The sequence below is a fragment of the Clostridium sp. YIM B02555 genome, from assembly GCF_022320955.1.
GTDB classification, from domain to species: Bacteria; Bacillota; Clostridia; order Clostridiales; family Clostridiaceae; genus Clostridium; species Clostridium saccharoperbutylacetonicum.
Genome location: NZ_JAKJJY010000003.1, coordinates 317,656 through 333,365, shown reverse-complemented (window position 1 = coordinate 333,365; position 15,710 = coordinate 317,656). Strand labels below are relative to the sequence as shown.

The window sequence follows — 15,710 nt, the reverse complement described above, 5'->3', positions numbered from 1 at the left end:
ATTATATCTATTTCAAAAGAATTTTTTTTGCTCTTGTTTTTCTAAGTAATGTGATAACTAATGCTGAAATACATAAGGTTGATATAAATCTAATCATAGTATTAGCAGCAACTATTGGCAAAAACATCATGAGTCCAATCATTATAATTTGATGAGAACAATATACTCCTACACTATATTCCTTGCATATTTTTGCAATATTATTTGAAATGTTTCTCTTGTAATTAATTGCCCAAATAAATATAAGTGGAGCTGCAAAAATAGCTGATAAATACATATTTGCATCTTTGGCTATCCCAGTTTTGTTTAATACAAAAGCCTCAATTAGCAATATAATTATTGAGATTATACTGAGTTTTCCCGCACATTTAACTTTTTCATTTAACCTTAGCTTGTTTATCAGTGCACCTAAAGTTACAAAAAGAATTGATTCAGTAATACCTATTTGTGGTAATAAGAATACTTGAGTATAGCCTTTAATTAATGGGTTTATCATAGTATTTTCATAAAATTTATAATAAGTATCCCCAGTTGTTCCAAATATATATAAAATAAATCCTACTATAAGCAACTGAATTATTTTATCTCTTTTTAGTAATGGTGCTATTATAAAAATTGTAATAATTAAAGAAGATATATACCAAAGGCTTCCTGTAATACCAACAAACAAAAACCTTTCAACTATCATTATTAACGGCATATTTAAACTATTCAAAACAATTGGAATTAATGTAACAGTTTCTATAGCAACCCATGAAACATAAAGTATTAATAATCGCTTTAAGGTTGATTTAGGTTCCTTATTTGATTTAATTCTATTATATAAAAAATAACCTGAAACTATAAAGAAAAATGGAACTGCAAGTCTAGAAATTCCCATGCTAGTAGCAATCCATAAGTCTTCGTTTATTGACTTAAAAGCCATTGTATGAACTGATACAACAGCAATTGCAAATAATAGACGTAACATATCAACCATTCCATAATGAACACTATAACCTTCTTCCATTTCACAACTCCCCTTACATAATATATCTTTATAATATGTTTCTTAGCCATCTCTTAATAAACATATTTATATCCCCCCTTGCTTATAACAATATATTAGTGCAACGTACAGAAAATTGTTATATAAAACTTCCAAATTATACATTCTTGCCATTGAAATGTCCGTAAATGCCTATAAAAAATTGTTGCTTTTATAAATTAACAGGAATCCAGATAAAATCTAAATTCCTGTTAAAACACACTCTTATTTAGAAAAAGTTTTTAAATCATTTAGTAATCTATCAATCCATTCCGAAGATAAATTTCTTCTACTTCGAAATAATTCAATATATAAGTAAAATTCCTCTTCTGTACCAATTATCTGTTTAATATCATCGTTATATCTACTTTTCTTTATAATTATCTTTTGCTTATCCCATAATGCCTTTAACCCTTTAATAAATACATCTTTTATATATTGATATTTCATTTCCAAATTTCCAGTCTTAACGTCAACTACAGGATTACTAAAATATGCTGACTGTGCATACTCCCAATAGGCTTTAGTAAAATACAAAGTTTCAAAATCATCATATATTACATATGCATCTTCTTCATTTTTAATTGTACCGAATACTCTTTCCATTGCTGAATAAGTTGTAACCCACACATCACCCGCATGTTTTATTTCATTTGGTTGAAACTTTCCTCTTTCAATTGCTTTTCTTATAGTTGATCCGTTAGATAATCCCCATTTCTTAGCTGCTTCTGATAAAGTCATGACAGAATCTAATTCATTTCCTTCTTTAATCTCTTTTGATGCAAACATTGCTTTTATATCTGATTTGCCCAATTCACCATTGAATATTTTAAGTTCCTTACCATATTGATCAAATTGACTTGAAATAACTAAAATATTTTGATTTCTATACAATAAATCGTAAATATCATCTAAATCAAAAATTGGGTTCTTTTGTTCTTTATCTTCAAGACTATATATTATTGCTGGATATAGTCTTCTATTTTCTGAAGTAATAATTGTAATATTCAAAAATAAATCACTCCTTATATAACATAGTCACTATTTAGTGACAACTTTATTATAAACCTCCATAACTATATTTACTAATATAAAATTTTTGAATATAACACTAAATTTATTGTTTAGCTATAACTATCAGCTTTAAATGTTCATTTCTACGCCTTTTTCTTTTTGCTTCTAATAGTTATTACCTTAGAAGTCTCTGGCTATTTACTGGTGTACTAGGTCTGCATACTGTATACTTATAACCTTCAAATACGCTATTATTAACAACAGGTAAAACACTAACTGCAAGGGCTGCACTTCCAGGAATCTCCATTATAGCTTTCATTATAAGCATATATTCCATAAACGATGATTCATCTATATTTCGTGCCATATCTTCTAATATAGAATCAAAATACATTCTCATTCCTTCTGTTTTCACATGTTTAAATAATTGCTCTCCTTTATATTCTAAAGCCTCTATATTTTTTATTATCTCTTCTTGTTTCCATACACAGTTTACTAGAACCATGATAAAACCTCCTCATATAATTCTTAAGTCCTTTTTATTTAATTATTCTTCTTGTGAAACCCCATTTCCACATTAACTTTGTTATTAGCAGTGATACACTAAAGATTATTGCTAAATAAAGTAATATATCAACAAATAGTACCCCAGTCAATGTATTATTAGTAAAATACATTATTCCATGAACAAACATATCGTGAATAATATAAATTCCCAAGGTGTATTTACCTATACTAGCTAATCTATATTTCTCAAGTTTTAAATTACTGAAAAACAAATATAAATATATATCCGCTAATGTGTTTATTGGTCCAGAAGAAAGATGCATGCACCTCCAGAGTAAGTTGCCATTTGCCTGTAAAACTAAAGCAAGACTTCCTCTCAAAATACTGAGTAATAAATAGATCAAAAGTAAGATATTTGGATTGAACTTTGGTTTATAATCTTTCAAAGTATAACCTGTTATAAAAAATCCAAGATAATCTACAAAATAGAATATAGGAATATATTTAAAACCAAGTGCTCCTTGCACCATTTCGCTTATTATTGCAATTACAAGAAATATAAATCCTAAATTTCTAAAAGCTTTAGCAGAAAGTTTGTTTTTGATTTTGTATAATATTGGAGTTATTGCATATAAACCAACTATCATATAAAAAAACCAAAGATGTTCATAAGGAGTCCCATTCAAAGTATCATTAATATAAGATGTAAAGGTTGCAGTCTTTTCACCAAATATTCTTAGTATGCCATAAATAATAATTGAAAAAATGAAAGGCACTATAATTCTAGAAAATTTCTTTTTATAAAAGCCAGCTAAACTCATTTCATCCCAATTACTTAATAGATACCTACCACTTATTAATGCAAAAACAGGAACTGCAACTCTTGCAAAAACTTGAATTGTAGATGAAATCCCAAAGTCTGAATTAAAAACATTAAGATTGGCTGTAAGGTAAGGTGCACAAACATGTACACTTATTACAAATAGGGCACATAGGGCTCTTAAGGAATCAATATTTTTTTCTCTATTACTCAATAGTTATCACTCCTTTAATATTTTGTGTCACCACTTAGTGACAATTATATTATATTCCCTATTAAAACATCTTGCTAATCTCAAATTTTCTCAATATTTTACTAAAATTATTATCTAAGCTAATTTCATTGATATTTTCCCTATATTGCTATTATTTGCTTAACTTTCGTCACTATATTGTGACCAAAATATTTTTATTATATTTACAACATAAACACATATTAAATATCTATCTATTAAAGGAATAGTAGATACAGTTGGATATTCAGAAACAAGCCATTTTTATAATATTTTTAATAAATTTTGCCTTCCACAAATGAATATAGAAAACAAGTGCAAAAATAAAAAAGCTGCCTAAGGCAGCTTTTTATAAAACTTGAGAATATTATCTTTTTTCTTTACCAGTAGCATCTCCATACATAAGGCTTTCAACTTCAGCCACTGTTGATAAATTAGCATCACCCCTCATACTATATTTTAAGCATGAACCAGCTGTTGCAAATTCGATTATATCTTGAGTTGAATATCCTGATGTTATTGCATAGATTAGTGATGCTGCAAAAGCATCTCCTCCACCTATATTATCTATAACATGTATATCATATTTCTTTGCATTATAAAAAGTTTGTCCATCATAAAGAACTGCTGTCCAATCTACATCTTCAGCTGTAAATCTGTTTCTTAAAATTATCGTAGCATATTTCATATCGAATTTTTCAACAAACTTTTTAAGTATTTCTTTACAGTCTGCTTTTTCATCTTCTTTTTCTCCTAAAGCCATTTGAGCTTCCTCAATACTTCCAAGAGCCACATCACAATATGGTAAAAGTTCTCTTATAGTTTTGCTAAATGAAGCTTTATCCCATAGAGTTTCTCTAAAGTTTAAATCTATACTTATTGTTAATCCCTTTTCCTTAGCTGCCTTAACAGCATCAAAAGTAATCTTAGTACATTCTTCTGAAAGCGCTGGAGTTATTCCTGAACAATGGAACCATTCTGCACCTTCAAAGATTTTATCCCAATCAAAATCTTCTCTTTTAGCTTCTGCCATTGAAGAACCTTTTCTATCAAAAACGAACTTAGTTGGTCTTTGTGATTCTCCATATTCAGAATAATAAATACCTATTCTTTCTCCGCCTCTTACTATGTCTTTTGTATCAACACCATATTTTCTTAATTCATTAATTGCACATTGAGCTATATCATTAGCTGGAAGCTTAGTTATATAGCTTGTTTCTTTTCCAAAATTAGCAAGTGAAACTGAAACATTTGCTTCACTACCTCCATAATATGCATTAAACTGTTTAGCTTGAGAGAATCTGTCATAACCTAATGGTGAAAGTCTAAGCATCATCTCTCCTAGTGTAACTATTTTTCCCATTTTTCCACCTCATATATAATATAAATTAATATTCTTTGAATTATAAAGAATATCTCTATTCCATTTGACAAGTCGCCAAATTGTTGTTGTTCACGTGAACATTATAAACTAAATTACCCAAAAAATCAAAATAATCTTTATATATGAGTAATTTTTTTTCAATTCTCATATTTCTATCTTTATTTTACAAGCAAATTCTTAAATTAAGAATTTTAGAATTTATATTTAAAAGTTCTAAGATTCTATAAAAAAGTAGACCAAGTAATAAATACCTAATCTACTTTTAGTAACTAATTATTATCTAATTAAATTCTATAACTACTATATTATATATTATCAACTTTCATTGCCCTCATGGCGTTTAAAACTGCAAGGAGTGCAACTCCAACATCTCCAAATACAGCTTCCCACATAGTTCCTAAACCAATTGCTACAAGAGCCAATATTATAATTTTAATACCTAATGCAAAAACTATATTCTGCATTACTATGCTTCTTGTTTTTTTGGCAATTTTTATCGCTGTGGCTATTTTTGAAGGCTCATCTGTCATTATAACTACATCAGCAGCTTCAATCGCCGCATCTGATCCAACTCCACCCATCGCTATTCCTATATCAGCTCTAGCTAAAACTGGTGCATCGTTGATTCCATCTCCCACAAATACTATCTTGCCTTTAGGCGATTTTTCTTTAAATAGCAATTCTAGCTTTTCAACCTTTTGATCGGGTAATAATTCAGCATGAACTTCATCTACTCCTAATTCCTTAGCGATTTTAGCTCCAACAGTTTTATTATCACCAGTAAGCATAACTGTTTTCTTAATGCCAATTTCCTTTAAAGCTTTCATAGCTTTTGCAGAATCTTCTTTTACTTCATCTGAAATAATTATATATCCTGCATATTTTCTTTCTATTGCAACATGGACCACAGTTCCTATTGTTTCAACTTGATTGTAAGCTATATTTTCTTTGTTCATTAGCTTATAATTGCCAGCCAAAATTTCTTTACCTTCAATAACAACTTTAACTCCATGACCTGATATCTCTTCATAATTCTTAATTTTATCCTTATCTATCTCTTTGCCATAAGCCTTTAATATTGAAACTGCTATTGGATGGTTAGAGTAATTTTCTGCATAAGCTGCACAAGCTATAAGTTCATCTTTTGAAATATTATTTTCAGCATTTACTTCTGTAACTTTGAATATACCTTTTGTAAGAGTTCCTGTTTTATCAAATACAACCATTTCAACATCATTTAAGGCTTCAAGGTAATTTCCACCCTTAACAAGTATTCCATTTTTTGATGCTCCACCTATTCCACCAAAGAAACCAAGAGGGATAGATATAACTAGTGCACATGGACAAGATACTACTAAGAAGGATAAAGCTCTATAAATCCACTCTGAAAATGTTGAACCTTCTATAACAAGCGGTGGAATCACAGCTAGTGCTAGTGCTGCAAAAACTACAGCTGGTGTATAGTATCTTGCAAATTTTGTTATAAAATTTTCTGTAGGAGCTTTCTTGCTGCTTGCATTTTGAACTAAATCTAATATTTTAGCAACTGTAGAATCTCCAAATTCTTTTTCAACTTCTATAGTTAAAAGTCCATTTTTATTGATTACTCCACTTAAAATGCTATCCCCAATACCTACTTCTCTAGGAACAGATTCACCAGTTAATGCAGCTGTGTCAACCATAGAATTTCCTTCAATTACTTTTCCATCTAGCGGTACTTTTTCACCTGGTTTAACTACAATAATATCACCAATTTTTACCTCTTCTGGCTCTACTTTCTTAATATCGTTATTCACTTTTAAATTAGCGAAATCTGGTCTTATATCCATAAGTGCTGTAATAGATTTTCTTGAGCGATTAACCGCCATATCTTGGAACATTTCACCTATTTGATAGAAAAGCATAACTGCTACACCTTCTGGATATTCTCCTATAGCAAAAGCACCAATAGTTGCTACACTCATTAAGAAATTTTCATCAAAGATTTGACCTCTTCGTATATTTCTTAAAGCACCTAAAATCACCTCTCCACCTACTAGCAAATAACTTATTAAATACAAGACTAATTCTATATAGTTTGGAAATTTCATAGCAGTTGCTACTCCAAAAATCAAAGCACCAATAGCAAGTCTTATCATTTCACTCTTACTGCCTTCACTTTCATGGTGATGATGTCCATCCTCTTCATGTTCCTCCAATTTTTTTGAAGCATTTTCTTTATTTAATACAACCACCTTAACATCTGGTTCAATTCTCTTAACAATTCCTTCAACCTCATCTATAATAGCACTTTGTTTAGATGGACTATCTATTTCCATTATTAGCTTTGTAGCTATAAAATCTACTACTGCTGATTTTACTCCATCTATATTTTGAGATTCTCTTTCTATTTTCGCTGCACAGTTTCCGCAGCATAAACCTTCAAGTAAAATTTCTTTTTTTAAGAGTTTTGTATTTATTTTTTCTTTAACCTTAACCTTGCTCTCAATATTAGTAACAACGTTAGTAACAGAATTTATTAGCTCTTCCATTCCATTAGCTTCTTTCATTTCTAAGGTTAAAGTTTTTGTCATGAAATTCACATTTGCAGAATTAATTCCATCTAATTCATTAACTTTTTCCTCTATTTTAGCTGCACAATGAGCACATCCAAGTCCTTCTAAAATAAATTCTTTTTTTATTTGTTTAAGATGGTTTTCATTTGATAATTTAGCTTTAGCAGTGTTAGGTGCTATTTTTATATTACTCTCCATAACTTTATCCTCCAAACTTAAAATTAATTTCTTTCAGATATATGAATCAATCCTTGATCAAATATATGCTTAACATGTTCATCATCTAAGGAATAATATACAACTTTTCCGCTTCTTTTATATTTTACCAGCCTTGCTTGTTTCAGAACTCTTAATTGGTGTGAAATTGCTGATTGAGTCATTCCAAGTACCGCTGCTATATCACAAACACACATTTCTGCTTCAAATAGCGTACATAAGATTTTTATTCTTGTAGAATCTCCGAGTACTTTAAATAAATCTGCTAAATCATAAAGCGTTTCCTCTTCTGGGATGGATCCTCTTACTTTACTAACTATATCTTCATGAATTATTGTACAATTGCAAACTTCAATATTATTGCTATTATTATTCTCCATCTTTATCACTCTTTTCCTGTGAATATTTGAATATATGAATACTTGTTCATATGTATATTATATTAATCCTCTTATTATTTTGTCAATAATAAAAATCAATTATTTAAAAATTTTATTTTATTGAGCAAAAAGATGATTAATTATATACATATTATTTTTATTCTATTTTTAAAAAAAAGTTCAAGTGTTATCTTTTCTCTAACACTTGAACTTCCTAAATTTAATTATATATATTATTTAAAATCAATTTTTATTGCTTGATCTCTTAGAATTTTATAATCATCCTGAGAATAAAAACCTATTTTTTTAATCTTGCTCAAATTTACATTATTATTTGCAAATGTACGTATTTCAGTATATGTTCCATTTTCTCTATCAACTTTATCTACTAAATAAGTTTCTCCCAAATCTATTTCATTTCCCTTTTCATCATAAAAATTCAAACCTGGATCGTATACTACTACGCCATCTTTTTTATAGTTTATTTTTATTGCATTATTATTAAATTGTATATCTTGAATTATTATCTTTCCATTTTTACTAATATCTAATGTTACCGGAAGGTTGTACAATTCCTTTAATATAAGCTTCTTTTTTATATTTTCACCTTTCCATTCTATTGGTACTAATGTAATAAACTTTGTTTCTTTATTTGCTTTTATAAATTCATAAGAATTTGTAACCTTTCCATAGCGACTTCCAGCTAAATCAGTATTAAGTACATCTAGTGAATTTCCTTTATCGTCAAATAATGCAAATAAAGAAAAAAATCTATCATTGCTAGTTTCTTCTGATATAACTATTTGATTTCCAAATGGTGATAATATAACCTTATCAATATTTATGTTATGCTGATAATCACTTAAATTAATAGTTGCTTTTTTATTAGGATTAACAGAAGTGGTATCAACCTTAACATCATTCTTATTAACCTTAGTGGTAAGTTCCCAGCTTCCTTTTTTTCCAAAAATCTCATCACATTTTATTTTCAAGTTAAAAGTATCATTAATATTAACTTGAGAAATATTTTCCCTTTTCATTACCTTAAGCACTTTATCTGACTTAAAATATGCATCTAAATCATTATTGTTTCCTGAATATCTGTCGTCACCATTGATACTTGTTATAAGAAATGGTGCTGTAAAATTAGCTGTCCACGGAGTGTCTTTTTCAACTTTATTTATAGGTTCAGTACTTTCGATTGTATAAAAAGTATTTAAAAAGCTATCATCAACTGCAATGTTATCGAGTGTTACCTTTATACCTTTGTCTTCTACAGAAATACCTATAGCCTTATTAAACTCATCAAATTTACCTTTATCTGATATATACTTTTGCTCATATTTCCCACTAAAAAAGTCTACAACACCTTTTATGAATTCCTTTCCCTGTGGTGTTATTGCAAAAACAGTTGTAACATTTAAAACAATAATTGCTGCAACTATAACTATTACTTTACGCGATATTATTCTACCTGTTTTTCTATTTTCCAATTTATCTAAGGAGGTACTTATTGATTTATCAAAAGCTTTTGGTGTTTCCCAATTTTCATTTCTTATTTTAGACTTAACTAAATCATCAAAATCTCCCATCTATACTCCTCCTTCACTTTCATCTAATATAACCTTAAGTTTAGCTTTTGCCCTGCTTAATCTCGATTTTACCGTTCCTTGAGAAATGTTTAATACTTCACTTATAGATTTTATGCTCATATCTTCGTAATAAAAAAGTATTAAAACTGTTCGAAATTCTAATTCTAATTTATCTATTTCATCCATAAGCTCATGTTGATTTTTTTCTTCATAATACAGATCATAAACAGTCATATTTTCTTCAAGCTTAACTTTCTTTTGTCTTTTTAGTAATGCATAACACTCATTCACAAGAATTCTCATAAGCCAAGGCTTAAAAAACTCCCTATTTTTAAGCTTCCCTAAATTTTCAAAAGCTTTTAATATACTTTCATTAACAGCATCTTGTATATCATGTTCATTTTTAACTATTCCCTTTGCAAGCCTATATAAAGGCAATTTATTTGTTTCAATGAGCTCAATAAATTCTGTTTTATTAATTTTCTCATTTATGCTTTCATCCGCTCTGTATTTACTTAAATTATAAAATTGCAAAACCTTAGTTCCAATACTCACTGCTATCCCTCCTTACACTATTAAGATAAATAACTATAGTAAAAAGTTCCCTCATCTTATTTTTTAATTTGTATATATAAACCATACTCTTTATAAATAACTAACGTATGTTCTCTTTCACAAATAAAGAAAGAGAACCATATTTAAATTTAGTTCTCCTCACTCACACGACTATATTTTTTAGCTTAATGTCCAAAATTAAAGCATTCACCTAACAATAATAGCTATCACCAAACCAATAACAATACTAAAATGATATTTAACTCCAACTTGGCCTATAAGTCCCATACTTCTGCCCTTTGTTTCAGCCGTTTTCTCATAGGATAAGAAACTTAAAATTGATTTATATGGAAATAGTAAAATTACTGGTATTAATATAATTGAAGGATATATATTAATTACTACTAATCCTAAAGTTAATAGAAATAATATTACCACATTAAACATCCATAACTTCTCGGCATTTTTTTTACCTAAAATAATAGGCAACGTTTTTCTACCAGCTTCTTTATCCTCTACTATGTCACTTAAATTATTAGTCAGTAAGATTGTTCCAATAAATAATGCTGTTGGAATTGCAACTAATATAGTGCTTAAATTAAAGACACCTGACTGAATATATATTACTGTAGTCGTTATTCCTATCCCCATTGTTAATCCAGAAACAACTTCACCAATTGGCGTATAAGAAATAGGCATTGGTCCAAAGGCATATAAAATTGAAATAGTTCCTCCTAGAATTGCAACAAGAAGTATGTAGTAGCTTGTCTGACTAGCAATAAAAACACCTATTATAAAGGCGATTAATTGATAAAAAAATATAATTGTCAAAACTCCCTTTGTGGTTACTTCTCCACTGATTAAAGCTTTTTCATCAGAACTCTTATTTACATCCGCTCCACGTTTAAAATCAAAGTAATCATTAATCATATTCGTAGCACTTTGAATCAATATCATGGCAAAAGCTAATAATAAAAAATATAAGATATTAACTCTTTCAAAAGCATATTTTGAATAAATTGATCCAAGAATTACAGGAACTAACCCTGCCACAAGTGTTTTAATATCCATAAGTTTAATTATTGTTTTAAAACTCATTATTCTCAACTCCTACAAGCTTTTCATTTTATAATTCTATCTAAAATATCAAAAAAACTTAAATATTAATATTTTTCTTCGTTAAAAATACTAATTTTACTTCTAAATACATATCTTCTACTATAATATATAAAATCCTTTATTTATAGAATAAATCTTCAGTGAAACTAAAAAATGCAGCCAATTATGGCTGCATTCATATAAAATATAAAGATTATGAGAATATCAACTAACAACTAAGCTGATATAAAATAAATTATACCTTTATAGTGCATATTTATATATGGTTTTTTCATGGAATTTATTCATTTAAATGTAAAAAACAGATCAGGTATTTCTACCTGACCTACTTTTACTGGCTAAGTTTTTGTGCAATTTAGCCTTTAACATTATATCACATTTTCTTAAAAATAACTATTCAATTTAAAATTTAGCTTATTATTTAAATTTTAATCGTGAAACCTTCTTCCTTTAAGTAAGCCATATCTTTAAATGTTTTAATGACAATATTGCCATTTATGTTGTCAAAATTTGTTTTAATGTCATCTTTGTAGAACCCTATAAAAGTATATAAAGATTGTCCTTTGTTAACATCAAGATTGATCCAACTATTTTTTTCATACCCATCAACTAAAACATTGCTACTTTCAATATATAATTCTTTTTCACTTTTATTCTCAACTTGAAGCTCTACTTTTTTATAATATGGTCCATATTTATCAATACCTAAGTATGTAATTTTAACATACTCATTATCAACTAACACTTTTTTATTATCTTCTAAAAAAGCGATTCCATTTGAATCAAAATATAAACCGCAGAAAACACTGTCTGTAATAAGTACTCCGTTATCATCAAGAAAATAAACTGCATTTCCATCTTTCAACCATCCAGTTTTCATAGCCCCATCACTTCCAAGATAATACCAAGCTACATTACAATACTTTAGCCAGCCAGTCTGCATCTTACCTTGTTTGAAATAGTACCATTTTCCATTAATTTGTTTCCAACCATCACTAAAAATATTATGTCCATCATTTATCCAACTCCAGCTGCTATCAATGTTCTGTCTCCACTGAGCTGAAGCTCCAACTTGAACTGTCCCTAAAATCAGTATCATTGAAAGTAACCCAGATAAAAGTTTCCGCATTTTTAAATCACCTCTTATTTACTAGTATAATATGTTTTTGAATATTCTTCCATAATTATTATTTAGAGTTTTGTATTACAAATAAATTATAGAAATAAAAAGTGCAGACAACTTAATGACTGCACTTTTATTAAAAAGAGGGACAATATAAACTTTAGTGTTTTAAAATACCTTATTTTTCTACGTTTATCAACATACTTTCTGATATCTTACAAGTATTTCTTATATCTTTTGATTAATTTTATATTAACATATTATCATACTATAATCTATATTTATTTTAATATTCCGAAAATTATTATTCGACAAAATTACAAAAAAAAGTAGTAACCATTTTATGCAATGTTTACTACTTTTAATGTTGAGAAAGAATAATCTACTAGGGTAAATAGATTATTCTGAATACTGGGTAATAATTTAAATTTGGTAAGGGATAAATAATTAAATTATTTATATATATAATATAAGATAAATATGTCAATATTGTGACAAGCTATAATTTATTTAAAAATTTAAAAGACAGGTTAAATCTTTTAATTTAATCTGCCTTTTAAAGCTTTTTATATAATTTGTAAAAACTCTTCATAAGTTTCTATTTTGTCCTCTCTATGATTATTTTCTAGCCAAATATTATAAGTTGCAATATTTGCTTCTAATCTCTTTAAATCTAATATTGTACCATTTTTCTGTTTACTTTCTGCGTACATATTTATTTTTATTAAATTTCCCATTTTAATCCACTCCTTAAATCCTTTCTCTTAATTTCTTAAATATATAATAACATATTATTAAATAATAATCAATATTAAATAATAATTTTATTTTAAAATTGCAAGTTATCATATATTTTTCTAATAAGGATTTGCTATTGAAAATTTTAAATATTTTAATTTTCTCTTAAGACTTATTAGGCAATTCTTTTATTCTTAAAACTAATAACTTTAAATACTATTGTTCCATATAATGCTGATAATACTGAAGCAATCATTATACATATTTTTGCCATTGATAGTATCTCCATGTCATTAAAAGATAACGATGAAACAAATATTGACATTGTAAAACCAATCCCCCCCAAAACACTTGCTCCATATAAATGTCTTTTAGTTACACTTGCTGGAAACTTTGCAATTTTAAATTTAACTAATAAATAAGAAGTTACAAATATTCCAACCTGTTTTCCAATAAAGAGTCCAAATATAATCCCTAAACTTACTGGCGAAAATATGTCTTTAGAAAAAGTTTCTAAACTAATTGCTATCCCTGAATTTGCAAAAGCAAAAATTGGCATTATTACATAACTTGACCAAGAAGTTAGTTTATGTTCGAACTTATATAACATTGAAGATTTAAATTTATGAATATTTTCTCCAATAGGAAGTGCCATTCCAAGTAGTACTCCAGCTATTGTCGCATGTACTCCTGATTTCAAAAAACATAACCAAAGCAATATTCCCAAAATAATATAAACAGATACATATTTAACTTTAAATTTATTTACTAACAAAATGCTTATAAATATCACTAGCCCCATAATAAGAGCAAACCATGAGATTTGGCTATTATAAAATATTGCTATCACAAGAATAGCGCCTAAATCATCGACTATCGCTAATGCAGTAAGAAAAACAACTATACCTTTAGGTGCATTTTTTGCCACTAAGGAAAGCATTCCTAATGCAAAAGCTATATCTGTAGCCATTGGTATTCCCCAACCTGAAATTGTTGGCTCTCCAATATTAAATAATGCATAAATAATTGCTGGAACAACCATTCCACCTATAGCCGCAGAAATTGGAAGTATTGTCCTTTTAAAAGATTTTAGTTCCCCAAACACAACTTCCCTCTTTATTTCCATTCCAACAACTAAGAAAAATATAGTCATCAATCCATCGTTAATCCAATGATGAACAGACATTGATATAGATAATTCTCTATAACCTATTGATATATATGCATTAAGTATATTCTCATATACATAATTATAGTTAGAGTTTGCTATTATTATTGCAACAATGGCACATACCAATAGTAATATTCCACTTGAAGACTCACTCCTAAAGAAATGTAAAAATGGATTTATCACTTTTCTTTTGATTTTATTATTCATAACTTCTCTCCTTTTTTATATTATTTAGTCTATATTTTATAAATCAAATTAAAAATTCATTTAAAATGAAGCACAAAAAAAGATGGAAAAACTCAAAATGAGTTTCCCACCCCAGAAACCAATTGCTTGAAAGTAAATTATAAAATTCACCCAACCGTATCTAATCAATATTAATTTATCTTCTTAATTGAGTATATAATATTTTAATATTATAATCAAGTTTTAATATTAATCTTCTTCATCCAATTCCTTACAATAAACATCTTTTTCTTCTTTTCTTAGAATTCCTCCCGTATTTCCAATTGGTGCTGTAGTATTTGGTGTTGAAGTAGTTCCACCTAGACTTCCTACTGCACCACCTGTAGCTCCTCCGGCTGAACCTGGGGCTATCATTTTTCCTGTATCCTGATTTGTCCCTACATACCCTCCCTTTTCAACATTTACTATTGCAACACCTAATCCTCCCCCTGCTCCACCAGATGCACCACCTGCTAATCCATATCCGCCAGTTGAACTACCAATACCATTTTTTCCTGCTTCACCTATATTTACAATTCCCAATTGAGCTGCTGCTCCTGGACATTTTATTAAGTTTTCTTGCCATTCTAGTACTTCATTAATTGATTTTGAAATAATCTTTTCTAATGTTGAAAGGGCTTCTTCAATATAGAATTGCTGATATTTGCAACTTCCTTTTTTTTCATGTTTATGTTTTTTATCTCTTGTAAGAATTTTGCTTTCTGCATAGCTGCCATCTCTAATTACTCCAACTACAGGTGCCCTATTAATTATAGTATTGATTTTAACACTTAAACTAAATAATTCCGTCAAATCTTTGCCAGCAAGGCTTTCCTTATTTTTTCTTTCCCCAAAAATCGGCTCATTGCTGACATCATATACTATCCCTTCTATTGAGACATAAGCAGGTTTCCCATTTTTTCCATCATATTGTTCTAATTCTTCTAGATCAAATTCTTTTTGTTGTCTATGAAAATCACAATCAATTCCAAGTAATTCATCAATAGTTGTGAAATTAAAATAAATTCCCATATCATCCTCTTAATAATTTC

The 15,710-nt window shown here is 28.3% G+C and carries 14 protein-coding genes and 1 other annotated feature; all 14 genes read right to left on the bottom strand.

Translation table 11 applies throughout. The features are described from left to right. Window positions 1-7 precede the first annotated feature (7 nt). The 14 genes from L3B98_RS07140 to L3B98_RS07070 all read right to left on the bottom strand — a co-directional run bounded on the left by L3B98_RS07140 (window position 8) and on the right by L3B98_RS07070 (window position 15,690). Window positions 8-1,009 carry an acyltransferase gene (locus tag L3B98_RS07140; protein ID WP_238916094.1) on the bottom strand — a complete coding sequence of 334 codons (1,002 nt, stop codon included), beginning with the start codon at window positions 1,007-1,009 and terminating at the stop codon, window positions 8-10. Between the two features lie 243 nt (window positions 1,010-1,252). Next, window positions 1,253-2,038 (bottom strand): helix-turn-helix domain-containing protein, encoded by a 786-nt coding sequence (locus tag L3B98_RS07135; RefSeq protein WP_077362999.1) that lies wholly within the window; start codon window positions 2,036-2,038, stop codon window positions 1,253-1,255. Between the two features lie 178 nt (window positions 2,039-2,216). Next, window positions 2,217-2,546, bottom strand: a complete 330-nt coding sequence (locus L3B98_RS07130) for a hypothetical protein (protein WP_238916093.1) — start codon at window positions 2,544-2,546, stop codon at window positions 2,217-2,219. 34 nt (window positions 2,547-2,580) lie between these two features. Next, window positions 2,581-3,582, bottom strand: a complete 1,002-nt coding sequence (locus L3B98_RS07125; protein WP_238916092.1) for an acyltransferase family protein — start codon at window positions 3,580-3,582, stop codon at window positions 2,581-2,583. Window positions 3,583-3,967: 385 nt separating this feature from the next. Next, window positions 3,968-4,963, bottom strand: coding sequence for a sugar kinase (locus L3B98_RS07120; protein WP_238916091.1), 996 nt, complete (start codon window positions 4,961-4,963; stop codon window positions 3,968-3,970). A 326-nt stretch (window positions 4,964-5,289) separates the two neighbouring features. After that, window positions 5,290-7,737: a heavy metal translocating P-type ATPase gene (locus L3B98_RS07115; protein WP_238916090.1), complete on the bottom strand. Its 2,448-nt coding sequence runs from the start codon at window positions 7,735-7,737 to the stop codon at window positions 5,290-5,292. Window positions 7,738-7,760: 23 nt separating this feature from the next. After that, window positions 7,761-8,135, bottom strand: coding sequence for a metalloregulator ArsR/SmtB family transcription factor (locus tag L3B98_RS07110; protein ID WP_015392951.1), 375 nt, complete (start codon window positions 8,133-8,135; stop codon window positions 7,761-7,763). 233 nt (window positions 8,136-8,368) lie between these two features. After that, window positions 8,369-9,727: a DUF4179 domain-containing protein gene (locus L3B98_RS07105; RefSeq protein ID WP_238916089.1), complete on the bottom strand. Its 1,359-nt coding sequence runs from the start codon at window positions 9,725-9,727 to the stop codon at window positions 8,369-8,371. Continuing rightward, window positions 9,728-10,282: a sigma-70 family RNA polymerase sigma factor gene (locus L3B98_RS07100; protein ID WP_238916088.1), complete on the bottom strand. Its 555-nt coding sequence runs from the start codon at window positions 10,280-10,282 to the stop codon at window positions 9,728-9,730. Between the two features lie 207 nt (window positions 10,283-10,489). Next, complete coding sequence (locus tag L3B98_RS07095; protein WP_238916087.1) at window positions 10,490-11,380, bottom strand: prenyltransferase; 891 nt, start codon at window positions 11,378-11,380, stop codon at window positions 10,490-10,492. Between the two features lie 442 nt (window positions 11,381-11,822). Next, complete coding sequence (locus L3B98_RS28865; protein ID WP_275298379.1) at window positions 11,823-12,530, bottom strand: cell wall-binding protein; 708 nt, start codon at window positions 12,528-12,530, stop codon at window positions 11,823-11,825. A 560-nt stretch (window positions 12,531-13,090) separates the two neighbouring features. Further along, on the bottom strand, window positions 13,091-13,261 hold the full coding sequence (locus L3B98_RS07080) for a hypothetical protein (protein ID WP_015392946.1): 171 nt from the start codon (window positions 13,259-13,261) through the stop codon (window positions 13,091-13,093). 176 nt (window positions 13,262-13,437) lie between these two features. Continuing rightward, window positions 13,438-14,640, bottom strand: coding sequence for a Na+/H+ antiporter NhaA (gene nhaA / locus L3B98_RS07075; RefSeq protein ID WP_238916086.1), 1,203 nt, complete (start codon window positions 14,638-14,640; stop codon window positions 13,438-13,440). A gap of 100 nt (window positions 14,641-14,740) precedes the next feature. Beyond that, window positions 14,741-14,796, bottom strand: a sequence feature (sodium ion sensor (DUF1646 type); this cis-regulatory element may regulate processes involved in with the transportation of sodium ions). Between the two features lie 72 nt (window positions 14,797-14,868). Beyond that, the gene (locus tag L3B98_RS07070) at window positions 14,869-15,690 is read right to left on the bottom strand and encodes a cytochrome b5 domain-containing protein (RefSeq protein WP_238916085.1); all 822 of its coding nucleotides are present in this window, start codon (window positions 15,688-15,690) and stop codon (window positions 14,869-14,871) included. Window positions 15,691-15,710 lie beyond the last annotated feature (20 nt).